At 69.3% G+C, this 25,265-nt stretch carries 20 protein-coding genes; 8 read left to right on the top strand and 12 right to left on the bottom strand.

The window, feature by feature from the left end; all coding sequences use genetic code 11:
- Positions 1 to 74: 74 nt before the first annotated feature.
- The 7 genes from ACFOSH_RS04875 to ACFOSH_RS04845 all read right to left on the bottom strand — a co-directional run bounded on the left by ACFOSH_RS04875 (position 75) and on the right by ACFOSH_RS04845 (position 8,701).
- Positions 75 to 1,517, bottom strand: coding sequence for a glycoside hydrolase family 3 protein (locus ACFOSH_RS04875; RefSeq protein WP_378237445.1), 1,443 nt, complete (start codon positions 1,515 to 1,517; stop codon positions 75 to 77).
- A gap of 3 nt (positions 1,518 to 1,520) precedes the next feature.
- Positions 1,521 to 2,351, bottom strand: a complete 831-nt coding sequence (locus ACFOSH_RS04870; RefSeq protein WP_378237444.1) for a carbohydrate ABC transporter permease — start codon at positions 2,349 to 2,351, stop codon at positions 1,521 to 1,523.
- Positions 2,348 to 3,334 carry a carbohydrate ABC transporter permease gene (locus tag ACFOSH_RS04865; protein ID WP_378237442.1) on the bottom strand — a complete coding sequence of 329 codons (987 nt, stop codon included), beginning with the start codon at positions 3,332 to 3,334 and terminating at the stop codon, positions 2,348 to 2,350. Before ACFOSH_RS04865 ends, ACFOSH_RS04870 begins: the two co-directional genes overlap by 4 nt.
- Complete coding sequence (locus tag ACFOSH_RS04860; RefSeq protein WP_378237441.1) at positions 3,331 to 4,623, bottom strand: extracellular solute-binding protein; 1,293 nt, start codon at positions 4,621 to 4,623, stop codon at positions 3,331 to 3,333. The genes ACFOSH_RS04865 and ACFOSH_RS04860 overlap by 4 nt, the downstream gene beginning before the upstream one ends.
- Positions 4,624 to 4,921: 298 nt before the next feature.
- Positions 4,922 to 5,344 carry a DoxX family protein gene (locus tag ACFOSH_RS04855; RefSeq protein WP_378237439.1) on the bottom strand — a complete coding sequence of 141 codons (423 nt, stop codon included), beginning with the start codon at positions 5,342 to 5,344 and terminating at the stop codon, positions 4,922 to 4,924.
- 426 nt (positions 5,345 to 5,770) lie between these two features.
- On the bottom strand, positions 5,771 to 7,825 hold the full coding sequence (locus tag ACFOSH_RS04850; protein WP_378237438.1) for a hypothetical protein: 2,055 nt from the start codon (positions 7,823 to 7,825) through the stop codon (positions 5,771 to 5,773).
- Between the two features lie 78 nt (positions 7,826 to 7,903).
- A complete protein-coding gene (locus ACFOSH_RS04845; protein WP_378237436.1) occupies positions 7,904 to 8,701 on the bottom strand; it encodes a thioesterase family protein in 798 nt (265 codons plus the stop codon).
- Between the two features lie 58 nt (positions 8,702 to 8,759).
- Here ACFOSH_RS04845 and ACFOSH_RS04840 point away from each other — a divergent pair, with 58 nt between their 5' ends.
- Entirely contained in the window at positions 8,760 to 9,455 is a 696-nt protein-coding gene (locus ACFOSH_RS04840; protein ID WP_378237435.1) for a TetR/AcrR family transcriptional regulator, read from the top strand.
- 9 nt (positions 9,456 to 9,464) lie between these two features.
- Positions 9,465 to 10,670, top strand: coding sequence for a PP2C family protein-serine/threonine phosphatase (locus tag ACFOSH_RS04835; RefSeq protein WP_378237434.1), 1,206 nt, complete (start codon positions 9,465 to 9,467; stop codon positions 10,668 to 10,670).
- A gap of 1 nt (position 10,671) precedes the next feature.
- On the opposite strand, the gene ACFOSH_RS04830 is transcribed toward ACFOSH_RS04835, so the two are convergent.
- Entirely contained in the window at positions 10,672 to 11,031 is a 360-nt protein-coding gene (locus tag ACFOSH_RS04830; RefSeq protein ID WP_378237433.1) for a YdeI/OmpD-associated family protein, read from the bottom strand.
- Positions 11,032 to 11,121: 90 nt separating this feature from the next.
- Between ACFOSH_RS04830 and ACFOSH_RS04825 the strand changes: the two genes are divergently transcribed.
- Positions 11,122 to 11,484 (top strand): arsenate reductase family protein, encoded by a 363-nt coding sequence (locus ACFOSH_RS04825; RefSeq protein WP_378237431.1) that lies wholly within the window; start codon positions 11,122 to 11,124, stop codon positions 11,482 to 11,484.
- A gap of 186 nt (positions 11,485 to 11,670) precedes the next feature.
- On the opposite strand, the gene ACFOSH_RS04820 is transcribed toward ACFOSH_RS04825, so the two are convergent.
- A complete protein-coding gene (locus tag ACFOSH_RS04820) occupies positions 11,671 to 12,852 on the bottom strand; it encodes an MFS transporter (protein ID WP_378237430.1) in 1,182 nt (393 codons plus the stop codon).
- A 75-nt stretch (positions 12,853 to 12,927) separates the two neighbouring features.
- Between ACFOSH_RS04820 and ACFOSH_RS04815 the strand changes: the two genes are divergently transcribed.
- Positions 12,928 to 13,470, top strand: coding sequence for an ArsR/SmtB family transcription factor (locus ACFOSH_RS04815; RefSeq protein WP_378237428.1), 543 nt, complete (start codon positions 12,928 to 12,930; stop codon positions 13,468 to 13,470).
- Between the two features lie 313 nt (positions 13,471 to 13,783).
- Here ACFOSH_RS04815 and ACFOSH_RS04810 read toward each other — a convergent pair whose 3' ends face one another.
- Together ACFOSH_RS04810 and ACFOSH_RS04805 are read right to left on the bottom strand one after the other, a co-directional pair.
- Positions 13,784 to 16,834, bottom strand: a complete 3,051-nt coding sequence (locus tag ACFOSH_RS04810; RefSeq protein ID WP_378237427.1) for an AfsR/SARP family transcriptional regulator — start codon at positions 16,832 to 16,834, stop codon at positions 13,784 to 13,786.
- 211 nt (positions 16,835 to 17,045) lie between these two features.
- Positions 17,046 to 18,203, bottom strand: coding sequence for an epoxide hydrolase family protein (locus tag ACFOSH_RS04805; RefSeq protein WP_378237426.1), 1,158 nt, complete (start codon positions 18,201 to 18,203; stop codon positions 17,046 to 17,048).
- A gap of 61 nt (positions 18,204 to 18,264) precedes the next feature.
- On the opposite strand from ACFOSH_RS04805, the gene ACFOSH_RS04800 reads away from it, so the two are divergent.
- A complete protein-coding gene (locus ACFOSH_RS04800) occupies positions 18,265 to 19,245 on the top strand; it encodes a helix-turn-helix transcriptional regulator (RefSeq protein ID WP_378237425.1) in 981 nt (326 codons plus the stop codon).
- On the opposite strand, the gene ACFOSH_RS04795 is transcribed toward ACFOSH_RS04800, so the two are convergent.
- On the bottom strand, positions 19,242 to 20,915 hold the full coding sequence (locus ACFOSH_RS04795) for a sulfatase-like hydrolase/transferase (RefSeq protein ID WP_378237424.1): 1,674 nt from the start codon (positions 20,913 to 20,915) through the stop codon (positions 19,242 to 19,244). The two genes, ACFOSH_RS04800 and ACFOSH_RS04795, sit on opposite strands and share 4 nt — an antisense overlap.
- An 84-nt stretch (positions 20,916 to 20,999) precedes the next feature.
- Here ACFOSH_RS04795 and ACFOSH_RS04790 point away from each other — a divergent pair, with 84 nt between their 5' ends.
- From ACFOSH_RS04790 to htpG, 3 genes are read left to right on the top strand one after another with little or no spacing between them, the layout of a single operon-like run.
- A complete protein-coding gene (locus ACFOSH_RS04790; RefSeq protein WP_378237423.1) occupies positions 21,000 to 21,617 on the top strand; it encodes a hypothetical protein in 618 nt (205 codons plus the stop codon).
- Between the two features lie 49 nt (positions 21,618 to 21,666).
- A complete protein-coding gene (locus ACFOSH_RS04785) occupies positions 21,667 to 23,253 on the top strand; it encodes an alkaline phosphatase D family protein (RefSeq protein ID WP_378237422.1) in 1,587 nt (528 codons plus the stop codon).
- Between the two features lie 30 nt (positions 23,254 to 23,283).
- Positions 23,284 to 25,149, top strand: a complete 1,866-nt coding sequence (htpG, locus tag ACFOSH_RS04780; RefSeq protein ID WP_378237421.1) for a molecular chaperone HtpG — start codon at positions 23,284 to 23,286, stop codon at positions 25,147 to 25,149.
- Positions 25,150 to 25,265 lie beyond the last annotated feature (116 nt).

Raw genomic sequence — 25,265 nt, 5'->3', positions numbered from 1 at the left:
CGAACGCATTTCGTCCTCTGAACGCGGTAGTTGCGTGTGCAAGTACCGCATCCAGAGGACGAAATGCGAAAGGATCAGGCCAGGTACTCCGCGGCGGCGCGGAGGCTGACGTAGGACCCGCTGAACGTGTCGATCCGCGGGCCTTCGGTGGCGGGGCCGGGGGCGCCGGTCTCGACCCGGATGTAGTCCGAGCCTGACTCCCGGAGCCAGCTCAGGAACTCGCGGACCTCGGGGTGCCGGTGCGCCTCACGCGTCACGACGACGAGGTCGCGCGCGCCCTGGGCGGCTTCGATCGCGGTCGCGATCCCGTCCGCGCCGACCTTGACCGTGCGGGTGCCGGGCACGAGTTCGGTCAGATGCGAGCCGAGCCCCCACGGCATCGGGCCGGCCGCGATGATCGGCTCGGTTTCGATGTCGATCACCAGCGGCGGGCCGTCCAGCTTCGGCGTGCCCTGGATCCGCAGCGCCTTGCGCGCCGCCTCCAGGCCGAGCCGGTGGTCGACCGGCGAAATCGGCGTCGACACCGGGGGAGCGCCCAGCGCGGCGACCCGCTCCGACGCCTCGGCCAGCCGCTCCAGCGGCAGTTCACCGGACTTGACCGCGGCCGCGATGACCGCGGCGATCTGGTTCAGCTCGTCCTCTTCGAACGACACACCACCGAGGCAGAGCGCGTCGGCACCGGCGATCAACGCCTTCACCGACGCCCGGCCGACGCCCTCGGTCTTGCCGAGTTCGCCCGCGATGGCGCCCATGTCGAGCGCGTCGGTGATCACCGCGCCGGTGAAGCCGAGTTCACCGCGCAGGACGTCGGTGAGCGCCTTCGGGTTGAGCGTGGCGGGCAGGTCACCCCAGGCGCGCACGACGAGGTGCCCGGTCATCACCGCGCGCACCCCCGCCGCGATCGCCGCCTTGAACGGGACGAGTTCGATCTCGTGCAGTTCCGCTTCGGTTCTCGGCAGCACCGGCAGCGCGTGGTGCGAATCGTCGGTCGCCGCCCCGTGCCCGGGGAAGTGCTTGGCCGACGCGGCCACGCCGTACTTCTGCATCCCGGTGATGTACGCCGCGACGTGCGGCGACGCCTTCACCGGGTCCGAACCGAACGCCCGGACCCCGATGGAGGGATCCTCCGCCGCCAGGGTCAGATCCGCGCACGGGGCGAAGTTGATCGTCACCCCGCAGGCGGCCAGCCGCTCGCCGAGCGACGCGGCGACCGACGCCGTCAGCTCGACGTCGTCCGCGGCGCCGAGTGCGAGTGGCCCCGGGATGAACGAGCCGGTGGCGACGTCGAGCCGGGTGACGTCACCGCCCTCTTCGTCGATGCCGATGAGCACGCCGGGCCGTTCCGCCCGCAGCTGCGCGCTGAGCGCGGCCACCTGCTCGTCGTCGACCACGTTGCGGCCGAACAGGATCACGCCGCCGAGACCGTCGGCCACCTTGCGGCGCAGCCAATCCGGAGCGGTGGTGCCGTCGAAGCCCGATACGAGAACGGATGCGGCGAGCTTTTCCGGTGAAGACAAGGATTACCCCTTCACTGCGCCTGCGGTCAGATTGGACACGAGCTTGCGCTGGACGAGAATGAAGAACACCAGTGCGGGCACGGCGTAGATGACCGACGCCGCCATGATCCCGCCCCAGTCCACGGAGAACGCCGTGCGGAACGAGGACAGCCACACCGGCAGTGTCTGCTTGTTCTGGTCGCGCATGAACACGAACGCGAACAGGAACTCGTTCCACGCGGTGATGAAACTGAACACCGAGGTGGTCACGAGACCCGGCGCGAGCAGCGGCAGCGTCACCCGGCGGAAGGCACCCGCCCGGCTGCAGCCGTCGATCATCGCGGCCTCTTCGAGGTCGTACGGGATGCCGTTGACGAAGCCGTAGAGCATCCAGCACGTGAAGGGCAGCGTCGCGGCGAAGTACACCAGCAGCAGCGAAGGCAGCTGGTTGAGCAGCCCGGCGTCGCGCATCAGCAGGTACATCGGGATCAGCAGCGCCTCGAACGGGGCGAGCTGGGCGATCAGCACCAGCAGCAGGAAGCCCTTGCGACCGCGGAAACGCATGCGGGACAAGGGAACCGCCGCCAGCACACCCGCGACGAGCGAGCACAGCACCGCGCCGAGCGTGACGATCAGGCTGTTGGCGAGGTACGTGGTGAACCCGGGCTTGGTCAGCGCCGAGACGAAGTTGTCGAGCGTCGCCGCGGACGGGATCAGGTCGTAGTCCGGGGACAGGACCTGGCCCGGCGTCTTCAGCGAGGACGTGATCATCCAGTACGTCGGGAAGACGAACAGGAGGGCCACGACCACGCCGAACGCGCCGAGGCCGATCCGCTGTGTCAGGGACTTCTTCATGACAGGTCGGCCTCCTTCGTGCGCACCAGCAGCTGGACGTACCGGGCGGTGAGCAGGATCAGCACGAGCATCATCAGCAGGGCGGCGGTCGCCGCCAGGCCGAAGTGGTTGCCCGCGAGGCCCTTGAGGTACATGTAGACCGGCAGCGTCGTGCTGGCGCCGTCCGGCCCGCCTTGGCGGATCGCCCAGACCTGGGCGAACAACTTGAAGTCCCACAGGACCGACAGGAACGTGACCATGGTCAGGATCGGCCGGATCGCCGGCCAGCTGACCGCCCAGAACGCCTGCCAGCCGTTGGCGCCGTCGATGCCCGCGGCCTCGTACTGCTCCTTCGGGACGCCGAGGAGCCCGGCGTAGAGCGTGAACGCCACGAACGGTACCGCCTGCCAGACGACCAGCAGGCCGATGACGGTCAGGGTGCTCGGGCCGGTGGAGAACCAGGAATGCCCGATGAAGCCCTCGAAACCGAGTTTCGCGAGCGTCTTGTTCAGGATCCCGTACTGCTGGTCGAAGATCCACTGGAAGACCGTGGTCGTCGCGACCACCGGCGTCGCCCACGCGAGGATCAGCGCGACCTGCAGGATCACCCGGACCACCGGGTTGAGGTGTCGCATCAGCAGCGCCATGAACAGCGCGAGCAGCAGGGTGATGATCACGACCGAGGCGGTGAACACCAGGGTGCGGACCGTGATCTCCCAGAATTCGGGGTCGGAAAGGATCGCGGAGAAGTTCTCGAACCCGACCCAGACCATGTCTCCGGAGACCAGCTCACGGAGGTCGAGCTTGCGGAAACTGATCCCGATCAGCTGCATCGTCGGCCAGCCCAGCAGGACCAGGATCGCGACCAGCGCCGGAAGGATCAGCAGGTACGGCGCCGTCCGTTCGCCGAGACGGAGACGCCGAGTGGACTTCGGGGGCTTGATGCGCGGCGAAGCCGGCGGGGTGGCCCCCGCCGGCGTCGTCACATCTTTGGTCGTGGTCATCCGCCGATGAGCTTGTCGAGCGCTGCGTTGGCGTCGGCGGTCGCCTGGTCGAGCGTCTTCGTTCCGGTCAGGTAAGCGGTCAGCATGTCCTTGATCGGGTTCTGACCGGACTCGACGTCACCCCACTTGGGGCTGGTCGGGACGGCACGGCCGTTCTTGGAAGCCTCGGCCATGACCTTGGTGAGCGGGTTCGCGTCCAGCGCGGACACGTCGGTCGAGGTACCGGGGACGTAACCGGCCTTGGCCAGCTCGGTCTGGTACTTCGGGGTGGAGAACAGCTTGACGTAGTCCTTGGCCGCGGCCGCGTTCTTGCTGTTGGCCGGGATGACCAGGTTCGAGCCGCCGAGGAAGACCGGGGCCGACTTGTCGGCGGTCTTGCCCGGGATCGCGAAGGCGCCCGACTTCTCCTTGATCTTCGGGTCGGTCTTCGCCGCGGTGTCGGCCTCACCCGGGACACCGACCATCATCGCGACCTTGCCCGCGCCGTAGATGCCGGCCTGCTGCGGGGTGGCCTCGTCGGCGTCCTTCGGGGCCTTGGTGCCCGAAGCGTCGGTGAGCTGCTTGTAGAACTCGAGCCCGGCCTTGGCCTGCGCGGAGTCCAGGGTCGCCTTGAAGGACTTCCCGTTGGCCTGCGCGATGTCGCCGCCCTCGTCCCAGATGAACGACAGCAGCTCGTACCAGTTCTGGCCCGGCTGGTAGAGGGCCTGGAACTCGGGGTCGCTGCCGAACTTGGCCTTGAGCTTGGTGATCGCGTCGAGCCACTCCGCGCGCGTCTTCGGCGTCGCGGTGATGCCCGCCTGCTCGAACATGTCCTTGCGGTAGATGACCTCACGGTTGGCCGCGTAGAACGGGACACCGTAGGTCTTGCCGTCGAACTCGCCCGAAGCCTTGAGGCCCTGCAGCCACTGCGCGCCGTTGAAGTCGCCCACGCTCGAGGTGAGGTCGGCGAGCACGCCCTGGTTCGCGAACGCGGGGGTCTGGGTGTTGCCCAGCTCGATCACGTCCGGCGGGTTGTCACTGGCCAGCGCGGTGGTCAGCTTCTGCTGGATGCCGTTCCACTGCTGGATCTCGTACTTGACCTTGACGCCGGGGTGTGCGTCTTCGAATTCCTTGTGGAGCGAGTTCGTCAGAGATTCCGGGGCCGTCCCGGTCATGAGCCAGACCGTGAGCGAGCCGTTCGAGGCCGGAGCGCTCGAATTCGTGCTGTCGCCACTGCCGGAACCGGCGCAGCCCGCCGTCGCGAGGGTGATGGCGGCGGCGCCCGCAGCCATCTTGAGCCAGCGCTTCACTCGTGCCGTCCTTTCGATGCCCGGCCACTGTGCCGGGCTCCCACAAAATGGTGTAGACCAATGTCGGCAGCGTGGTACGTACCACTCCGACTGTCAAGCGGGTGGCCGGTTCGTTGTAAACGAGCCGCAATCTTTCACCTTGAGTGAGCGGATGATCACGCTGATGATCGGATTTCGGCACGCCCGTCAGCATGTCGCGAGGCGCGCTGACATGCGGTTTTTCGTTGACTGTGCCGGTGACCGGGGCATTCGGCAGGGGGGTGCTGCGCCGTTCAGGGGAACGGGGCCTCGCGTTCGGCTAGCGGGAATCCTCGTCGTCTTCGGGCGGCTCGATGCCGAAGAGCGTGCGGGTCTGATCTTGGTGGAACCACGCCAGCGTCGCGGTGAAGATCAGCAGGATCAGCGGGAGGACCGGGTCGCCGTTGGTCAGGATGAACAGCTCGGTGACGCTCGCGCCCACCATGACGCCCGCCAGCAGCAGCGCCGACGGCCCGCCGAAACGGGGGACGAGCAGCCCGATCGCGCCGCCGACCTCGAGGACGCCGGTGACGTACCGCAGCCACTGTCCGAGGCCGATCTCGGCGAAGGTCTGTTCGGTGTGGCCGCCCGCGAACAGCAGGTAGCCGCTGTAGAGGAACTCGGCGGCGAGTGCGACGCGCACGACCCACAGCGCGATCGAGCCGATGGGCAGGCTTCGGATACCGCTGGTTCCTCCGGACATGCCGGGGATTTTTCTCCGGGGCGAGGCGGGTGGCAAGGGCCCGGTGGCTGGCGAGGGTGCGGTGGCGGGGTGGTCGTGAGTGGCAAGTGGTGTTCTAACCCCATTCGCCACTCACGACCACCTGGACCCTCCCCGTTGGCCGTGCCTCAGGCGGGGATCTGCCAGGACTGGCCGGCGGACCCGGTGCAGGTCGAGATCACCAGCCACGTGCCCTCGCCCGTGCCGCCACCCTGGACGTCGAGGCATTTACCGGGATGACGCCGAGCGCCAACGCGGCGCCTGCCACGAGGCTGAGGAATCTTCTGGTCATGCCGAACCGCCTTTTCCTCGCGGGGATGAGGCATCCGGATGCGGTGAAGAGGTCTGGACCGGCAGGAATCACAAGCAGCTCAAGGTGGGCATGTCACTGACAGAACAGGACACACGTCACTTTTGTTCACCGAGGAGTATCTGTTCGAGCAACAGGTCGACATCGCGGGCGGACTCGGCTTCGCCTATCCGGTGGAAGGTTTCGGCGGCGCGGAGCGCGCGGCGGGCGGCTTCCCGGATCCGGCCCGCGGCGCTGAGCACGTGGGCGGCCACGTGGTCGAGTTGCGCGACGAGATGCTCCCTGGCGGGGGCGGTTTCGGTCTCCACGGCGTGCACCGCGGTTTCCGCGGCGTCGAGCGCGGTCAGCGCCGCGTCGAGGTCGCCGGACCGCAGCCGGGAAAGCGTCGCGGCGTTGCGGCAGGTGGCGGCCACGTAGCCGCCGCCGATCGCCACGGCCGCGTCGGCGGCCCGCGCGTAGAAGTCGGCGGCGTTCGCGCCGTAGCCGAGCAGATCCAGTTGTTCGGCGGCGGCCATGCTCACCGAGATGTAGGAGTGCCCGGTGTCGCCCGACTCCTCGAGGATTTCGGCGAGGACGGCGTATTCGTTGAAGGCGCGCGAAGATTCGCCGAGCGCGCGGTAGCTGTCGGCGTACATCCACCGGCAGCGGTGCCCCCAGTCCGGTAACCCGGCGAGCAGGTCGATGGTGCGGGGTGCGACGTCGAGCACCTCGTCGTAGCGGCCGGCGCCGTGCAGCGCGGTGACGAGGACGTACCAGTGTTCCGCGGTGTCCTTGCCTTTCGACACGGCGACTCCGAGGGACGCGTAGGCGTCTTCGACGGCTTCGGCGAACCGGCCGGTGCCGATCAGGGACAGCGCCCGGAGATGGCGGAGATGACCGCGCAACCGTTCCGGGCCGCCGACGGGCAGCGTCGACAGCAGGTGCTCCACGAAGACGTCCAATTCGTCGAGCGATCCCGTGCGTTCATAGGCGATCCGGACCTGTTCCACGGCCTCGACGGCTTTCTCGCCGACGTTTCCGACGATGAAGGCGTCCGTCGCCGCCTGCGCGCGTTCCAGGGTGGTCAACGGATCTTCGCCGTCGCCGTTGCGCAGCGACGCCTCCAGACACAGAAGAGTGCCGTGCAGCAAGGGATCGCCCGCTTCACGAGCTCGCTCGGCTCCCCTTCGCAAGGCCTCGTACGCCTCGGGAGTGCGGCCCTGTCCGGAAAGCACGTGCGCCAGCCAGTATTCGCCCCAGCAGGCCGCGCTGTCGTCGGCCCCGGCCCGCAACCGCGCCGCGGCCACCGTCGTCAGCGCGACCCCGGTCTCGGCCTGATCGTCGAAGACGAGCCACAGGCCGAGCCAGCATTGGTTGAGCAGGAACCGGATTTCGTCGCCGTGCCGCCGGAACCCGGCCGCCGCGCGGCGCAGCCGTTCCTCGGTGTCGCCGTCCTGGAAGAAGATCGCGCGCAACTCGGCCAGCCGCGGGGCGATCCCGTCCGGGATGGTGCCGATCTCGGCGAGACAGGCCCGCGCCTCGTCGGGCTCGCAGCGGTGGTTGTGGATTTCGGCGCGGGTGACGAGTTCCTCCGCCGACAGGCCAGGCGGAGGCAGGATCGGGACCCGGGGAAGCGCGGAAGGCAGGAGCGGGACGAATTCCGCGACCGGTTTCGCGGCCATCTTCCGTTCGGCGTGCGCGGCGAAGTACCCGGCGGGATCGCGCTCGTCGAGTTCCTCCGCCTCGACCAGCGCCGCCGCCCGCATCCGCCGGTGCAGCAGTTTCAGGGAAAGCCCGTCGTACGGACCGTCGAGGACGAACGAGATCTCGCCGTATCCGGTTTCTGTCAACCGTCGGGTGAGCAGCGCCGCCGAAGCGAAGAACTCCAGCCTGCCGATGGCTTCCGAGTGGTCGCCGACACCGTCCAAAAGCGACAGAAGAGCGAGACCGGTGTGCTCGTTGCCGGTGAGCGCGCAGAACTCCAGCCGCGAAGCGTGGTCGCCGTAGCGGTCCGGGGCCCCGGACGAGGCCCTGGTCACCCACCGATAGGTCGACGCGGCCTCGGCGTGCTTGCCCGCGGTTGCCAGCGGCACCAGGGTCCGGCAGAGCCGGGTGATCTCGGCCCCGTCCCCGTCGGAGCCGTCCGCGTCCGCGCGGCGTGGTTCCACTTCCATGGTCCTGCCCCCAGAACAATGACGTCGACGCCGGATCTTAACTCCCGGAGTTCCGTCATGGCCCCGCTTTCGGGTGGTTCAGGGGACCCGGACGGCGGCAATCTGGGTGGCTTGCCCGATCAACCTGTTCTTTTCGTCCCAAAGCTCCGCGACCTCGTCCATCCGGTCGCCGCCGACCTCGCCGGCCCGCATCCGCACCCGGACCGGGCCCGGCGCCGGGAGCCCACGCAGGTACGCGGTGAACTGGATGGTCGGCGCCCAGCCCGCGATGCCGAGGTCGTAGGAGATCGGGGGCACCGGGTCGAGCGCCACGAGCAGGCTCGCCGGGTCCCAGTCGGTGCCGTCGGCGAGCCGCAGCCAGGACGAGATGACGCCTTTCCGGGACGGCTGTCCCACCGCGAAGCCCGCCGCGGCCGGGTCGAGCCGCTGCTCGACGACGTCCATCAGGCCGATGCGGAAGCCGCCACCGCCGTCGGCGGGCACGGGCAGGCAGTCCTGCTCCGGCGGGATCTCGACCGGGTCCACTCCGGACCACCACGCGTCGCCGTCGGTCAGGACGCCCTGGGTGATCAGGGCCTCGGTGCAGGGCGCGCCGTTCTGGCTCAGCCGCGCGCGCAGCTGGGTGAGGCCGCGGCCTTCGCGCAGTACCTCGACCTCGACGACCGCGGGACCGGGGTCCGGCGCCAACGAGAACGAGCCGCTGATCGCGGTCAGATGCGGATGTGAGGAGATCTCGGCGGCGGCCCTGGCGAGCACGGCGAGCAGGTAGCCGCCGTGCAGCTTCGTGCCGATCGTCCACTGTGGATCGAGCTCGGTGTCGAATACCTGGCCCTCGCCCCGGCGGAGCAGGGCGGTCGCGGTCCGGAAGTGCGCCATGCCTCAAGCTGACATCGTCAAGTTGACGGTGTCAAGTCAATGCTGGCAGCATCACGGCATGGGCGCGAAGCGGACGAAGGCGCGGCCGGGCGAAGGGGAGAAGCTGCGGGGCGAGATCCTGTGCGCCGCCGATGCCCTGCTCGGCGAGGCGGGAGACGACGAGGCGCTGACGCTGCGCGCCGTCGCGCGGCGGACCGGCGTCTCCACTCCCTCGGTCTACGCGCACTTCCCGAGCCGCGACGCCTTGCTGGAGGCTGTCTGTCTCCGGGTGTGGGACGAACTCGCGCACCGGATGCGCGATCACGCCGCCGGGGTCGCCGACCCCATGCGCGCGCTCAGCCGCTGCGCGCGGGTGTACGCCAGGTTCGCCCTGGACCATCCGGTGCAGTATCGGGTACTCCTGATGCGCCCGTCCGCCGGTTCGTCTCCCGGCGCGGTCGCCTGTTTCCGGCATCTCGCGGACGCGACGGCCGCGTGCGTGCGCGCGGGCATCCTGCGGGGCGAACCGGAAGTCCTCGCGATGGGGCTCTGGTCGGCGATGCACGGCTGCGTGAGCCTGCTGATCGCCCAGCCGGGGTTCGACTGGCCGGAGGAACCCGAGGCGCTGATCGACACCGTGATCCGGATGGCCGGGCTCGGCACGGCGCTCGCCTGCCGGGTCCCGCGCGACGCGCTCCCGCCGAGCGCCGAACTGGCCGCCGACCTGGATGAAGTGGCGGCGGGCTGGAAGACGTCACACGATCGAACTGGTTAGGCTCAGCGCATGTCCGGGACATCGACGGCAGACGAACGCCTCCAGGTGCTCGAAGCCATCACCGACACCGCGCTGGGGCACCTCGGTCAGGACGTGGTGATGGCGAAGATCCTCGCCAGGGTGCGCGAGGTGCTCGGGGTCGACACGGCCACCGTGCTGCGGCACGACCCGGACTCGCAGCTGTTGCAGGCCATCGCCGCTTCCGGCATCGAGGAAGAGGTCTTCCAGGACGTCCGGATCGGCGTCGGCGCGGGTTTCGCCGGCCGGGTGGCGCTGGAACGGCGTCCGGTGTTCCTCGACCACGTCGACGAGACCACCGTGGTCAACGCGCTGCTGCAGGAACGCGGGCTCCGTACCCTGCTCGGCGTGCCGATGGTGGCCGGAGACGAGCTGATCGGCGTGCTGCACGTCGGCTCGGTGACTCCGCGCGAGTTCCCCGAGGCCGACGTCGAGCTGCTGCGGCTGGTCGCCGCGCGGCTCGCGCTGGCGCTGCAGATCGACAACTCCACCACCGACCGCGCGGCCGCGGCGGCGCTGCAGCGGAGCCTGCTGCCGGGACGGCTGCCCGACATCGCCGGAATGAGGTTTTCCGCGCGCTACGTGCCGGGTACCGAACCCGGGGTCGGCGGTGACTGGTACGACCTGTTCCCGCTGCCGGGCGACCGGCTCGGCATCGTGATGGGCGACGTCGCCGGGCACGGCCTCAACGCCGCCGTGATCATGGGGCGGCTGCGCAGCGCGCTTCGCGCCTACGCGCTCGAATCGGACGACCCGGCGGAAGTCCTGTCCAAATTGGACCGAAAGGTCCAGCATTTCGAACCGGGGGCACTGGCCACCGTCGTGTACGGCCTGGTGCCCGCTTCCCGGGACAAGGTGGCGATCTCGCTGGCGGGTCATCTGCCCCCGGTGCTCGCGGCGCCGGGCCGGCCGTCGGCGTTCGTCGACGTCCCGGTCGACCCGCCCATCGGGGTCACCGGGCCGCGTCGGCGACGAACCGTGGTCGAACTGCCGCTCGGCGGCGTGCTCGCCTTCTACACCGACGGTCTCGTGGAGCGCCGGGACCAGCTGATCGACGTCGGCCTGCAGCGGCTCACCGAAGTGGTCACCCCCGACCAGCCCGGCGTGGTGTGCGCGCGGGTGATGGCCGCGCTCGTCGGCGCGACACCGGCACAGGACGACATCGCCCTCCTCGTGGCGCGGCGCGAACCGAACTGAGTCACCCTTCCGGGGCCCAGCGGCCCTTCTCCTTCGCCGAGTCGATCGCCGCCTGACCCCGCTCGGTCATCAGCCCCTCGGCGACCAGGCGTGCGGCCCGCTCGCGGTTGATCCGGCTCCACGAACTCCGGGGGCGGCGCGGGGTGAACCGCAGCCGGGAACTGGAGCCGTTCTTGCGGTGCAGCCCGTCGATCCAGCCGAAGCAGAGGGCTTGCTCCATCGCCTCGTGGATGCGGACGCTCGCGATCCCGCTGCCCTTGTGCCGGATGACCAGCCAGACCTCCTTCTCGGTACCGGCGTTCTCGGCCAGCCAGGCGCGCCACTCGGCGGGGGTGGCGGCGGTGAAGGTGGGCTCGTCCATGACCGGGTTCCTCTCGTCGTAACGTCTGTGACCATCATCGGAACCAAAGTGCTCATCAAGTGAGCGCTTTTCGAAGGGAGGCTGTCTCGGATGGAGATCTGGGTGAACCCGGCGTGCTCCAAGTGCCGGTCGGCGGTGTCGATGCTCGACGCGGCGGGGGCCGAGTACACCGTGCGGAAGTACATCGAGGAGCCGCCGACCGCGAAGGAACTGAAGGCCGTCCTCAAGCGGCTCGGGCTCGAACCGTGGGACATCACCCGCACCGCCGAGGCGGTCGCGAAGGAACTCGGGCTGAAGACCTGGGGACGCACGCCCGCCGACCGTGACCAGTGGATCGACGCCCTGGCCGCGCATCCGAAGCTGATCCAGCGGCCGATCATCACCGCCGACGACGGCACGACCGTCGTCGGGCGGACCCCGGAGGCCGTTCAGTCGGTGCTGCCCGGCTCGTGAGTGGCGGTGAGCGTTGGGCCTCGTGAGTGGTGAGGACGGTTCCAGTGAGGGGTGTCCTCGCGACGATGGAGGAATTGGGACACTGAACGTCCCGATTCCTCCATCGTCGACCCGGCACTCTCCTGAAACGCCACCTTCGCGCAGGTCAGCGGTAGGCCGGCAAAAATCGGTCCGCTCTGACCGTCCTCACCACTCACGAGGGGTGAGCAGCGCCAGCGCCAGGATCAGCGCCGCCGCTCCCGCGAAAACCGGCCGCAGTCCGACGATCTCCGCGAGCAGTCCGGCGGCCGCCGCGCCCAGCGGCTTGGTGCCCCACGCGACGAGCCGGTAGGCGCTGGTGCCCCGTCCCAGCAGGTGGTCCGGGATGATCCGCTGCCGCAGCGAGACGACGATGACGTTCCACACCACGACCCCGGCCCCGCCGACGAAGAACACCGCGCCGATCACATACGGATTCGTGGTCACCGCCGGGATCCCGACGAGCGCGGCGCCGGTGAGCAGGCTGAGGACCAAGGCCCGGGAACGCCCGAGCGCGAGCTCGATCCGCTCGGCCGCGAACGACGCGGCGAAACTGCCGAGGGCGATGGCGGACAGCAGAAAACCGTAGGTCTGTTCCGTCAGGCCCATCTCCGAGGGCGGGCCCACCGCGTAGAGCACGAAGACCGTGATCATGGCGCTCGTGGCGAAGTTGAACCCGCCGACCATGATCGCCGTGACCCGGAGAATCCGGTTCTCCCAGAGGAAACGCAGCCCTTCGGCGAGATCCGCGCGCACGCTCGTGCCGTGTGTCCGCTCGGCGCGGAACGAGCCGGGGACGACGAAGAGCGCGACGACCGCGACGATCCAGAGCGCCGAGGGAGCCGCGAACGCGGCGAAAGCGCCTGCGGCGACCAGGAATCCGCCCAGCGGTGGGCCGGCGAACTCGTTCGCGGTCACTTCCGCGGCGTAGAGGCGGCTGTTGGCCCGCGTCAGCTGCTCGCGGCCGACGACCTGGGGGAGCATCGCCTGCGCGGCCGTGTCGTGGACCGTTTCGGCGAGCCCGAGCCCGAGCGCGACCACGCAGAGCAGCCAGATCGACCCGAAGCCCAGCGCGATCGCCACCGCGAGCGCGCCGAGCAGGCCCGCGCGGAACACGTTGGCGGTGAGCATCGCGCGACGGCGGTCGACGCGGTCGGTGAGCACCCCGGCGTGCAGGGCGAACACCAGCCACGGCAAGGACGACACGAACGTCAGCCCCGCGATGAGCGCCGGCGACCGGGTGAACTGGATGGCCACCAGGCCGAGCGCGATCTTGACGATCCCGTCGGCCAGATTCGACAGCCCCGACGAACTCCACAGCCGCCAGTAGGCGGTCCCCAGTGAGGTCATCGATCGAGGATTGCACATCGATTGAGAAAACTCCATCGATGTATCTCTTCCCCATCGGTCGACTACGCTGCGGTCATGGACGATCAGGTCGCCGCCAGGGTCGCGGACCGGCGGCGCGAGGCGACGGCGCGCGAGGCCAAGGCGCTCGGTCATCCCCTGCGGCTGCGCATCCTCCGGCTCTGCGGCGAGCGGGAACTGACCAACAAGGAGATCGCCGACCGGCTCGGCAAGGATCCCGGCACCGTGCTCTACCACGTGCGGCAGCTCGCCGAGGCCGGTCTGCTGGAGCAGGCGCCAGTGCGCACCGGCACGAGCGGCGCGCTCGAGAAGCCCTACCGCAGTGTCGGCAAGAGCTGGTGGCTGGACGGGCCGCTGAACGGCGAGGACGCCGATACCCGATTCGGTCCCATCGAGGCGTTCCAGGACGAACTTCGCGAGGCAGGCCCCGGTTCGGTGCGGGTCGTCGAGCGGTTCGCGCTGCACCTCTCGCCGGAGGAGGTCACCGAACTCGACAACCGCATCCTCGACATCCTCGACGAGTACGTGGCCACCGATCAGCAGCGGCTCGACAGGCCGTTGCTGAACGGGATCTTCCTGCTGCACCGCCTGGCCGAGTGAGCCTCACGCCCCGGACGCCGTTCAGTCGGTGCTGCCCGGCTCGTGAGCGGCGGTGAGCGTTGGGCCTCGTGAGTGGTGAGGACGGTTCCAGTGAGGGGCAAGGGCAAAGGTGTCGGGCCGGCGAGGGCGCGAGGTGCCACACACCCCTCAAGCCTCTCGGCTACCCGGCCGTCGTGACCGGTCCGATCACGCGGGACTGTATGGATTCTGGTCATCCAACGCACCAAAATCCACACAGCCGACGCCACCGACCGGGGACACACCTCAACGACACGCCACGGCCGCCTTACCCCTCAATAGCCGTCCTCGCCACTCACGAGGCCCGGCGGCTGAGTGCCCTGGCCCGCTCCTCCGGCAGCCGCCGTCCCCGTTTCGCGGCGAGCCGTACCGCCTGGCCGGCCAGTTCCCGTGCGGCTTCCGGCTCGCCGAGGTCCAGCCGGGCGTGCGCGATCTCGGTGAGGGCGTCCGCCTCCAGCAGAAGCTGACCGTTCTCGCGAAGCGTGGCCAACGCCTTTTCGGCGTACCCCAACGCCTTCGCGGCGTCGCCGAGACTCCGGTGCGCGAACGCGAGCCCGATCCGGACGGACCCCTGGCCGAAGCCGAGGCCGATTTCCGTGAACACCCGCAACGCCTCGTGCAGCCCCTCGATGGCCTCCGCGTGCTCGCCCCGCCGGTTCCGCACCGTCGCGATGACCTCTACGGCGGCGGCCTCGCCTCGCCGGTCGCCGATCTGCACGGAGCGGGCGTTGCATTCGACCGCGAGCGTCATCGCGAGGTCGAGACGGCCCGCGTCGCAGTGGGTTTCCGCGAGGCAGTTCAGGGTCGCTGTCTCCCCGTAGCCGAGGCCGGCTTCGCGGGTGTAGGCGAGCACCTGTTCGTGGTCCGTGATGGCCTCGTCGAACCTGCCCAGTGCCCACAACGCGATCCCGCGGCCGTTGAGCGCGTGGAACGCGGCTTCCCGTTGCCCGGTTTCCTCGGCCAGCTTCAGGGACCTGTCGTGCCAGTCGACCGCCGTCCTCGGCCTGCCGGAGAAGGTGTGGATGACACCGATGCAGTTCAACGCCAGCGTTTCCGCCCCGGTGTTGCCCGCCCGGCGGCTGACCGTGAGCGCCTGGCCGTGGAAGTGCAGCGCCTGCCTTGCCTTGCCCTGCTGGCTGGACGCACGGCCGAGGTTGCGCAGCGCGTCGGTCTCCGCGTCGAGGTCCTCCAGCTCCCGCGCGGCCGCGAGCGCCTGGTGGAAGTGTTCGATGGCCCGGTCGTAGTCGCTGAGGTTGTGCGACATCTGCCCGAGGACGTCGAGCAGGGACAGTCGCGCCCGCACGTTGCCGGTCTCGGTCGCCGAGCGCAGGGCCGCCGTGCAGGTCGCGACCGCTTCCCGGGCGTGCCCGCTCGCCTGGAGGTAGCCGCGCAGCACGTCGATCAGCCGCCACGCGGCGGGCTGGAACGCGGGATCCGTGGTGGCGCAGGCGATCGTGTCGACCAGGTTGTCCCGTTCGGTGTCCAGCCAGCGCAGCGCGGTGTGCTCGTCGAAGATGGGTGAGGCGGCGCCGGCGTAGAGCACCCGGGTGGCCGAGGCTGCGGTGTCCACATAGGACTCGATCAGCCGGGACAGCGCCGCCAGCGAGGCCGTCTGCGGGTCTTCGGCGTGCCCGCGTTCGGCGGCGTACTCGCGGATGAGGTCGTGGAACTGGTAACGGCCGGGCGCGGTCCGCTGCAGCAGGTTCGCCGCTGCCAGCCGGTCCAGGGCACGGCCGGTCTCCACCCGAGGCGCCCCGGCGACCGCGGCCGCCGCGGGGGCGCCGAAGTCCGGACCCGGTGCGCGGCCGAGCATCCGGAACAACGACCGGTCCGGTTCGGACAGCCGGAGATAGGACCGGTCGAAGGCGACCCGCACGGCCGAGGACGCGTCGCCGTCGATGGCCAGTTCCTCCAGCCGTCCCGAACGGGTCAGCTCGGCGGTGTACTCCGCGACGCCGCGTCCGGTGTCGGCGGCGAGGTTCGCCCCGGCGATCCGCAGCGCCAGCGGCAGATGTGCGCAGGCCGCGGCGAGGGCGCCGACGGCTTCGGGTTCGGCGGCCGCGCGCGCGGGCCCGAGCAGTTCGGCGAGCACCGCGCGCGATTCGTCCTCGGCGAGCACGCCGAGTGGCAGGTGCACGGCGCCCGGATTGACCGCGAGCCCGCGCAGGTCGTGGCGGCTGGTGATCAGCACGGCGCAGCCGGGCCGCCCCGGCAGCAGCGGTCGTACCTGGTCGACGTGCACCGCGTTGTCCAGCAGCAGCAACATCTTCTTGTCCGCCAGCACGCTGCGGAACAGCGCCGCCTGCTCGGCGGGTTCGGCCGGGATCCGGTCCCGGTGCACGCCGAGCGCGCCGAGGAACCGGGTCAGCGCGGCCGACGGGTCTAGCGGCGGGCCTGCGGCGTAGCCCTGGAGGTTCACATAAAGCTGGCCGTCCGGGAAGTGCGGCCGGAGCAGGTGCGCGACGTGCACCGCGAACGCTGTCTTCCCGACGCCCGGCGGCCCGGAGATCACGACGTTGCGCCCGGTCGCGGGGAGCGACAACCCGGCGAGTTCGGCGATCGGATCCGCGCGGCCGACGAACCGGTGGACGTCCGGCGGCAGCTGGCTGATCGGCTCCCCCGGTGGATCGGTGCCCTCGTCGAGGATCGCGTCGTGGACGCGCCGCAACCGCGGGCCGGGTTCGATGCCCAGTTCGTCGGCGAACATCCGGCGCGTCGAACGGTAGGTCTCCAGCGCGTCGGCGCGGCGGCCGGACCGGTCGAGCGCGGTGATGAGCTGCGCCCAGAACGTCTCCTGCCACGGGTGTTCCTTGGTGAGCGTGATCAGTTCGGCGACCAGTTCGCGATGCCCGCCCGCTTCGAGACCGGCTTCGATCCGGCGCTCCAGCGTGCGGAGGCGTTCTTCGCCGAGCTGGGCGGCTTCGTCGCGCTGCAGGGATTCCGACGGGACGTCGCAGAGGGCCGGGCCGCGCCAGCACTCCAGCGCTTCGGCCAGCAGGGCGAGTTCCTTGGCGGAATCGCCCGCTTTGCCCGCTTCCCGGCCCGCGTCGGCCAGCCGCCGGTAGCGGAGCAGGTCCAGCTGCTCGGGCCGCACCTGGATCCGGTAGCCGTCCGGGCGGGTTTCGATCAGCCCGTCGCCCAGCATCCGGCGCAGCCGCAGCGCGTAGACCTGCGTGCTCTTGCGGGCGGTGGACGGCTGGTCCTCGCCCCAGAGCCGGTCCGCGAGCCGGTCCAGCGAGACCGTGGAGTTGGCCCGCACCAGCAGCGCCGCGAGCAGCACACGCAGTTTGGGCCCGGCGATCGTCACCGGTTCCCCGTCGCGGGTCACCTCGAGCGGGCCGAGCACGCCGAAACCGAAGCAGGGGATACGCGTTCACCTCCCGATACGCCAGATTACCGCTGTTGCCCGCTTGAAACCGGAACCTGCCACGATCACCTCCGCGAGGCCACCCGATGGTCTCGTTCAAGACGAGCCCGGGTGTACCTGGGGGTTACGCGGTCTTCGTCTGCTCGTGAGTGGTGAGGGCGGTTACCCATCCTCACCACTCACGAGTCCTTCAGACCAGCTTGCGGAAGAACGCCCGGATGTCGCCGAGCAGGAGGTCCGGCGCGTCCTGCGTCGCCCAGTGGCTGCCGCGGTCGAACTCCTGCCACGACACGATGTTCGTGTGGTCCCGCTCGGCGAACCGGCGCAGCGGCCGGAAGTCGTAGGCGAAACTCGCCAGCCCGGTCGGCGCGGTCGTCGGCTCGGCCGGGTGCTCGGTGTGCTTGTCCTCGTAATAGAACCGCGCCGCCGACGCCGCCGTGTTCGTCAGCCAGTACAGCGTGGCGTTGGTGAGCACGTGGTCGTCGCTCGTGCCCGACAGCAACTGCGCGCTCCACGCCAGCTGCCCGGTCGGCGAGTCGGCCAGCGCGTGCGCGAGGTTCTGCGGCGCGCTCTCCTGGAGCTTCGCGTAGCCGGACATGTCGTCGTTGAAGGTCTGAAGGAACTGCATGTACTCCAGTTCCTTCTCGGTCATGCCCTCGAACTCCGCCGGGTCCCCGCTCGGGAACGAGAACAGCTGCGTGACGTGCACGCCGATGACGTGCTCGGCGTCGGCGCGCCCCATCTCGGGGGCGACGAACGAACCGGCGTCGTTCCCGTGCGTGCCGTAGCGCTCGTAGCCCAGCCGACGCATCAGCTCGGCCCACGCGCGAGCCGTGCGGTACCGGTTCCAGCCCTTCTCGCGGGTGGCACCCGAGAAGCCGAAGCCGGGCAGCGACGGGATCACCACGTGGAACGCGTCAGCCGCATCGCCCCCGTGAGCCTTCGGGTCGGTCAGCTGGTCGATCAGCTCCAGGTATTCGAAGACCGAGTTCGGCCAGCCGTGGGTGAGGATCAGCGGCGTCGCGTCCGGCTCCGGCGAGCGGACGTGCAGGAAGTGGACGTTCTGCCCGTCGATCTCGGTGGTGAACTGCGGGTACTGGTTGAGCTTCGCCTCCCACGCCCGCCAGTCGTAGCCGTCGCGCCAGTAGGCGACCAGGCGCCGCACGTACTCCAGGGGCACGCCGTACTCCCAGCCCGGCGTGACCGGCCCACGCCGCACCCCGTCGGTCACCTGGTCGGCGGGCAGTTCGCTCGCCCAGCGGACCTTGGCGAGGCGATCGGCCAGATCGTCCAATTCGGACTGCGGGAGGTCGACGCGGAAGGGTCTGATCTCGGTGTTCTCGTTCATGAGGCCAAGGTAAGCTGCCATTAGGAACATACCATTCCTAATGGAGAGGCAGTCTCGAAAAATGTTGGAAACTTCCGCAAGGCTGCTCCGTTTGCTCTCCCTTCTGCAGACTCCCCGTGACTGGACCGGCACTGAACTGGCCGAACGCCTCGAAGTCAGCTCCCGGACGATCCGCAACGACGTCGAGCGCCTGCGCGCGCTCGGGTACCCGGTGAACGCGACCCGCGGTTCCGTCGGCGGCTACCGCCTCGGCGCGGGCGCCGACCTGCCGCCGCTGCTGCTGGACGACGAGGAGGCCGTCGCCGTCGCGATAGGACTCCGCACCGCGGCGGGCGGCACCATCGCGGGCGTCGAGGAGACGTCGCTGCGCGCGCTCGCGAAGCTGGAGCAGGTGCTCCCGTCCCGGTTGCGACGCCGCGTGAACGCCCTGCAGGCGTACACGATTCCCGTACCGAGGGATGATCCCGGCCCGCGCGTCGACGCGAAGACGCTCACCGTACTGACAGCCGCCTGCCGCGACCACGAGCAGATACGTTTCGGCTACCGGGCCCACGACGGCTCGGAAAGCGTCCGCAAGGTCGAGCCGTACCGCCTGGTGAACTGGGGGCGCCGCTGGTACCTGGTCGCGTGGGATCTCGATCGCGGCGACTGGCGCACCTACCGCGTCGACAGGCTGACCCCGCGTGTCCCGATCGGACCCCGGTTCACCCCGCGCGAGCTGCCCGAGGACGTCACGGACCGGGTGCGGCGCGGTGTTTCGTCCGCCGCGTGGCGGTACCGGGCCGACGTCACCGTGCACGCGCCTGCCGACGAGGTGACGGCGCGGATCAACCCGGCCGTCGGCACGGTGGAGGCCGTCGACGCGAGCACGTGCGTGCTGCACACCGGCGCCGACAGCATCGAGACGCTGGCGGTCCACTTGGGACTCCTCGGGTACCCCTTCAAGGTCACCGAGCCCCCGCAGTTGGTCGACTACTTGCGCACACTGGCCGACCGGTACCGCGACGCGACCCGCGTTTGGTCCGCTGAATGCAGGGGCTAGTGCGCGAAGGTGGTCAGGAACCGGTCCCGGAACGTGTCCATCCGCCACACCGGCGCGTTCCGGTCCGGGTTCAGGCCGTCCTGCCAGCTCCATCCGGCGACCTTGTCGAGCACGGCCTTGTCCCGCGTGACGACGGTGATCGGCACGTCGCGATCCGCGCCCGCGCCGGCGACGATCGGGTTCGGCTGATGGTCGCCCAGGAACACGAGCACGAGATCGTCGTCCCCGAAAGTCTCCACGTACGAGATGAGCGAGTTCAGCGAATAGGCGATCGAGTCGCCGTACGCGCCGCGCACCTTGGCGGAGTCGGTGAACACCTCGTCGGGCGTTTTCCCCTGCGACGGCATGGGGTTGTAGATCGAGCCGTCGCCGACGGCGGCCCAGTCGACCATGCGGGGGAGCGGCGTCCACGGCCAGTGACTGGTGACGAGGTCGATTTCCGCCATCAGCGGCGGATGATCCTGTTTTCGACGTTCCAGTGCGCGTTCGGCGCGCTGGAAAGCCGAAAGCGTGAACTGGTCCGGCATCGTGGCGTAGGAGAACGGCGGGCCGTGATATCCGACGGCGCGTGAGTCGTAGTAGCGGTCGTAGCCGTAGACCTTGCCCTCCGGCCAGTCCTCCGTATGCGCCGGGACGACGCCGACGGTCTCCCAGCCCGCGCGTTTGAACGCGCCGCCGAGGGTGAAGCGGTCGGTCTTCACGAAGTCGTCGTAGCGGTGCTGACTGTCGACCCAGACGCCGGACTGGAACGTCGAATGCGCCAGCCAGCTTCCCGCGCTCGTCGTCGGCGACGTCAGGAACGCGCTGCGCGAGCCGTACCCGGCGGTCTTGAGCCGCGCGGTCCCGGCGTCGAGCACCGCGTCGACCTTGGGCGCGATGTCGGAGTCCTGGACGGCCACCCGCCCGTAGCTTTCGATGAAGGTGAACAGGACGTCCTTGCCGCGCAACGCGTTCAGCAGCCCGGACGGCGGGGCACCGCGGAAGGCGTCGGCGCCGACTTCCGCGGCGAAGGCCTCCCGGTCCCGGATACCGGCCCGCACCTGGCGGAGGTCGTCGTAGGCGAAGGCGGCCGCGCTGCGCGACGCGAGCGGCTGCCCCGGGGCGAGTTGCGCGCCGGACACCGCGCCCACGATCCAGAGCACGCTGAGCACGGCGATCACCCTGGTCGACGCGGTGCGCCGCCCGGCCACCACCCGGCTCAGCCGCAGCGTCGCCAGCGCCATCAGCACGATCACGACCACGGCCAGCAGCGTCAGCCCGAGGAACGACGCGATCGCCCCGGTCCGGCCGATCGACATGCCGAGCAGGTCGACGCCGTTGCCGAGCACACCCCAGTCGAACACCGGGTTGAACCGCCGGTTCAGCGCGAGCCCGAAGCCGATGTCGATGGCCTTGACGACGGTCAGGAGACCGAGGACGGCGCCGGCGGACACCGCGACGATCCGCCGCGCCCCGTCGCGCAACACGAGTACGACAGCCACCCCGAGCAGCGCTTCCACCGGCAGCCGCACGAACGCTTCCGGGGTGAGCCTGTCGAGGTCGTTCGGCGCGAGCAGGGCGAACAGCACGAGGACGGCGGAGGAGGTGGTCACCGCGCTGGACGTGATCTCGCGGGCGGCCGTCCGGTCGCCCGGCAGGCCCACCAGGGCGGGACGCGTGAAAACCGACAACGCAGGAACCTTTCCGAGGGGCAGCCTTCATCGGGTTACACGGACTGGGGGACCCGGTGGTTCAAAGGTCGCTAGTCTGCGCCGGTGAGTGAAGAGATCTGGGCGGCCCTCGGTGCGACGACCCTGGACGAGGTGCGGCGGCGCGCCGCGATCATCGACGCGGTCACCGAGATCGAGCCGGTCGAGGTGGACGGTGCGACACGGTTCGCCTGGAACGACGGCGGCGGACAGTCGGCCGTCTGGTATTTCACGCCGGATCGGCACGCACTGCTGCTGACCTTCGACCACGAGTCTGCCTTGAACCTGTTCGCCGAAGGCACCTACGAGGATCAGACGGCGCTCTACGGCGGCGTCCCCGAGCACCTCGTCCGGCTGGTGCGCGATCGCCCGGAGAACTACGAGTCCCTCAACATCGTCGACGAGGACACGGGAGCCACGATCCTCTACGCCGGCGGCGTGTTCTGGTTCGACGGCGAGCGGTGGTCGCAGGCCGAAGGCTTCCTCGACCACTGTCGCAGGGAAGGCTTCGACGCGTTCAGCGAGTCGGGGTTCACCTACTGCCTCGGCGACTACCGGTTCGGCGAGGAGTTCAGCCCCGAGGCGATCGTCGAAGCCCGCGCCGAAGACGGGTACTACGAAGACGACGCCGAACGGCGGAAGGGGCTGGCCGAGATCAAGGAGATCTTCGCCCGGCTCGGCTGACCTTCCGCTCAGCGCACGATCTTGGCCCCGTTGTGGCACCGTTTCAGGCATGAGCCTGCTCCTGGGTCCCCTGCTGCGGCACGTAGACGAGAAGTCGGCGACGGTCTGGGTCGAGACGCGGGCCGAGGGTGAGGTCGAAGTCCTCGGCACGACCGCGAGGACCTTCGAGATCCGGGGCCACCACTACGCCCTGCTGGTGCTGACCGGTCTCGAACCCGGCTCGTGCGTCGAGTACGAGGTGCGCGTGGACGGCGAAAAGGCGTGGCCCCTGGAGGGTTCCGCGTTCCCGCCCAGCCGCATCCGGACACTGCCCGGGAACGGGTCCCGCTTCCGGCTCGTGTTCGGCTCCTGCCGCAAACCGCACGACGACGATGCCTTGGGCCCCGACGCGCTGGCCGCGTACGCCCGCCGGATGGCGGACGGCGAGGAGGCCGACTGGCCGCAGGCGCTGCTGATGCTCGGTGATCAGGTCTACGCCGACGAAACCACCGACGAGACGCAGGAATGGCTGAGCCGCCGCCGCGACACGGCCGAACCGCCGGGCACGGAGGTGGCGGATTTCGAGGAGTACACCCACCTCTACCACGAGGCCTGGGGAGAACCGGCGATCCGCTGGCTGCTGTCCACCGTGCCGACGTCGATGATCTTCGACGATCACGACGTCCGCGACGACTGGAACACCTCCTACACCTGGCAGCGGCAGATGCGCGCGCAGCCGTGGTGGAAGGAGCGCCTGCGCGGCGCGATCATGTCGTACTGGGTGTACCAGCACCTCGGGAACCTCGGCCCCGCCGAACTCGCCGAGGACGCGACCTTCCAGAAGGCCGTCACCTCCGGTGGCGACAACGCGGACCTGCTCGTCTCGTACGCCGACGAGGCCGACAACGAACGCGACGGCACCAAAGGCGCGAGATGGAGCTATCGCCGCGACTTCGGCACCGTGCGGCTGCTGGTCATCGACAGCCGGGCGGGGCGGATCCTCGCGGGCGGCACCCGGTCGATGGTCGACGAAGACGAGTTCGACTGGATCGAGAAGAATGCCGCGGCTCCGTGCGACCACCTGCTCATCGGATCGTCGCTGCCGTGGCTGCTGCCGCCGGTCGTGTCCCATCTGCAGTCGCTCAACGAGCGGTCCTGCGCGCGCCCGGGACGGCGGGGCAGGTTCGCGGAGAAGCTCCGGCAGGCCGCTGACCTCGAACACTGGGCGGCGTTCCGCGCCTCGTTCGAGCGGCTCGCCGCGATGATCGCCCGCGAGGGACGCCGGGAGGACCCGCCCGCCACCATCGCGGTGCTCTCCGGCGACGTCCACCACGCCTACATCGCCGAAGCGCGGTACCCGAGGCCAGTGGAATCGGCGGTCTACCAGCTCACCTGCTCGCCGGTGCACAACGCGATGCCGCGGCCGCTCAAGCCGATCTTCGCCGCCACCTGGTCTCCCAGGCTGGCGTCGCTCGCGCGCCGCTGGGCGACGCGGGGCGGTGTCGGACCCGATCCGGTGACCTGGGCCAAACTGTCCGGCCCGCATTTCGGCAACGTCGTCGCGACGGTCGAGGCCACCGGACGAACCGCCGTCACGACCATCGAACAGGCCACCGTCGACGGGCTCGTCGAGGTGGCCAGGCAGAGGCTGGCTTGAGCCGATTCCGCGCTCGGTAATATCGGGCGCGTGACCACCTCTGCCGAAACACTCGAGTTCCAGTCGGAGGCACGTCAGCTGCTTCAGCTGATGATCCATTCGATCTACTCGAACAAAGACACGTTCCTGCGGGAACTGGTGTCCAACGCCTCCGACGCACTGGACAAACTCCGCCTCGAAGCGTTCCGCGACAAGGAACTCCAGGCGGATACCGACGATCTCCACATCGAGATCGACACCGACCCCGAAAACCGCACCCTCACCGTGCGGGACAACGGAATCGGGATGAGCCGGGACGACGTCGTCGCGTTGATCGGCACGATCGCGAAATCCGGCACCGCCGAATTCCTGAAGAAGCTGAAGGAAACCAAGGATTCCGCGGCCTCGCAGGATCTGATCGGCCAATTCGGCATCGGTTTCTACGCCAGCTTCATGGTGGCCGACAAGGTCACGCTGCTGACGCGCCACGCGGGTTCGGACGAGGGCGTCCGGTGGGAGTCCGAGGGCGAAGGCACGTACACCATCGAGACGGTCCCGGACCTGCCTCAGGGCACGTCGGTCGTCCTGCACCTCAAGCCCGAGGACGCCGAAGACCAGCTCTTCGACTACACCTCGGCCACCAAGATCAAGCAGATCGTCAAGAAGTACTCGGACTTCATCACCTGGCCGATCCGGATGACCGAGGGCGAAGAGGTCGCCACGGTCAACTCGATGAAGGCGCTGTGGGCCCGCTCGTCCAGCGATGTCACCGAAGACGAGTACAACGAGTTCTACAAGCACGTCGCGCACGACTGGAACGACCCGCTGGAGACGATCCGGCTCCAGGCCGAGGGCACCTTCGAGTACCAGGCGCTGCTGTTCCTGCCGGGACACGCGCCGCTCGACCTGTTCATGCGGGAGCGCAAACGCGGCGTCCAGCTGTACGTGAAGCGCGTCTTCATCATGGACGACTGCGAAGCGCTGATGCCGGAGTACCTGCGCTTCGTGAAGGGTGTCGTCGACGCGCAGGACCTCTCGCTCAACGTCTCGCGCGAGATCCTGCAGCAGGACAGGCAGATCCAGCTGATCCGCCGTCGCCTGGTCAAGAAGGTCCTCTCGACGGTCAAGATCCTGATGGCGGACGAGAACCCGTACAAGTACGAGACGTTCTGGAAGGAGTTCGGCCGGGCCGTCAAGGAAGGCCTGCTGGACGACCACGAGAACCGCACCGCGATCCTCGACATCTGCTCGTTCGCTTCGACGAATGACCCGGAGAAGCTGACGTCGCTGCGCGACTACGTCGAGCGTATGAAGGACGGCCAGGAGCACATCTACTACCTGACCGGTGATTCGCGGCAGAGCATCGAGAACTCCCCGCATCTGGAAGCCTTCCAGGCCAAGGGGTACGAGGTGCTCGTGCTCACCGACCCGATCGACGAGATGTGGGTCGACGCCGTCGCCGGCTTCGAGGAGAAGCAGTTCCAGTCGGTCGCGAAGGGCGAGGTCGAACTCGACTCCGACACCACCGACGAGCAGAAGGAAGAGTTCTCCGGGCTGCTGACCTGGCTGACGACGACGCTGTCGGAGCAGGTCAAGGAGGTCCGGCTGTCTTCGCGGCTGACGACGTCGCCCGCCTGCATCGTCGGCGACACGAACGACGTCACCCCGACGCTGGAGAAGATGTACCGCGCGATGGGCCAGGAGATGCCGCAGATCAAGCGGATCCTGGAACTCAACCCGGGCCACCCGCTGGTCGCCGGGCTGCGGTCGTCGTTCGCCGAGAAGGGCGAGTCCGAGGGGCTCGGGGAGACCGCGGAACTGCTCTACGGCATGGCTTTGCTGGCCGAGGGCGGGGAACTGGGCGACCCCGCCCGCTTCACCAAACTCCTCGCCACACACCTCCAGAAGACCCTGTAGACCCGATCACGCGTGATCGCTCGTGGCTCACGACCAGTTCGGCCGAGTCGGTGCTTCGCGTGACTGGGTGGGTGACACGCGTGCTCAGACGGGCGACACGCGTGATTGGACGGGCC

This window comes from Amycolatopsis speibonae (genome assembly GCF_042647925.1).
Taxonomy (GTDB): Bacteria; Actinomycetota; Actinomycetes; order Mycobacteriales; family Pseudonocardiaceae; genus Amycolatopsis; species Amycolatopsis speibonae.
Note: the sequence above shows the minus strand (reverse complement) of the source record. Positions and strands in the feature narration are given on the sequence as shown.

Bases quoted from the DNA above. Each gene is read 5' to 3' on its own strand.
- ACFOSH_RS04870 (WP_378237444.1), bottom strand. From the start codon at position 2,351: ATGAAGAAGTCCCTGACACAGCGGATCGGCCTCGGCGCGTTCGGCGTG.
- ACFOSH_RS04865 (WP_378237442.1), bottom strand. From the start codon at position 3,334: ATGACCACGACCAAAGATGTGACGACGCCGGCGGGGGCCACCCCGCCG.
- ACFOSH_RS04855 (WP_378237439.1), bottom strand. From the start codon at position 5,344: ATGTCCGGAGGAACCAGCGGTATCCGAAGCCTGCCCATCGGCTCGATC.
- ACFOSH_RS04850 (WP_378237438.1), bottom strand. From the start codon at position 7,825: ATGGAAGTGGAACCACGCCGCGCGGACGCGGACGGCTCCGACGGGGAC.
- ACFOSH_RS04845 (WP_378237436.1), bottom strand. From the start codon at position 8,701: ATGGCGCACTTCCGGACCGCGACCGCCCTGCTCCGCCGGGGCGAGGGC.
- ACFOSH_RS04840 (WP_378237435.1), top strand. From the start codon at position 8,760: ATGGGCGCGAAGCGGACGAAGGCGCGGCCGGGCGAAGGGGAGAAGCTG.
- ACFOSH_RS04835 (WP_378237434.1), top strand. From the start codon at position 9,465: ATGTCCGGGACATCGACGGCAGACGAACGCCTCCAGGTGCTCGAAGCC.
- ACFOSH_RS04830 (WP_378237433.1), bottom strand. From the start codon at position 11,031: ATGGACGAGCCCACCTTCACCGCCGCCACCCCCGCCGAGTGGCGCGCC.
- ACFOSH_RS04825 (WP_378237431.1), top strand. From the start codon at position 11,122: ATGGAGATCTGGGTGAACCCGGCGTGCTCCAAGTGCCGGTCGGCGGTG.
- ACFOSH_RS04820 (WP_378237430.1), bottom strand. From the start codon at position 12,852: ATGACCTCACTGGGGACCGCCTACTGGCGGCTGTGGAGTTCGTCGGGG.
- ACFOSH_RS04815 (WP_378237428.1), top strand. From the start codon at position 12,928: ATGGACGATCAGGTCGCCGCCAGGGTCGCGGACCGGCGGCGCGAGGCG.
- ACFOSH_RS04805 (WP_378237426.1), bottom strand. From the start codon at position 18,203: ATGAACGAGAACACCGAGATCAGACCCTTCCGCGTCGACCTCCCGCAG.
- ACFOSH_RS04800 (WP_378237425.1), top strand. From the start codon at position 18,265: ATGTTGGAAACTTCCGCAAGGCTGCTCCGTTTGCTCTCCCTTCTGCAG.
- ACFOSH_RS04785 (WP_378237422.1), top strand. From the start codon at position 21,667: ATGAGCCTGCTCCTGGGTCCCCTGCTGCGGCACGTAGACGAGAAGTCG.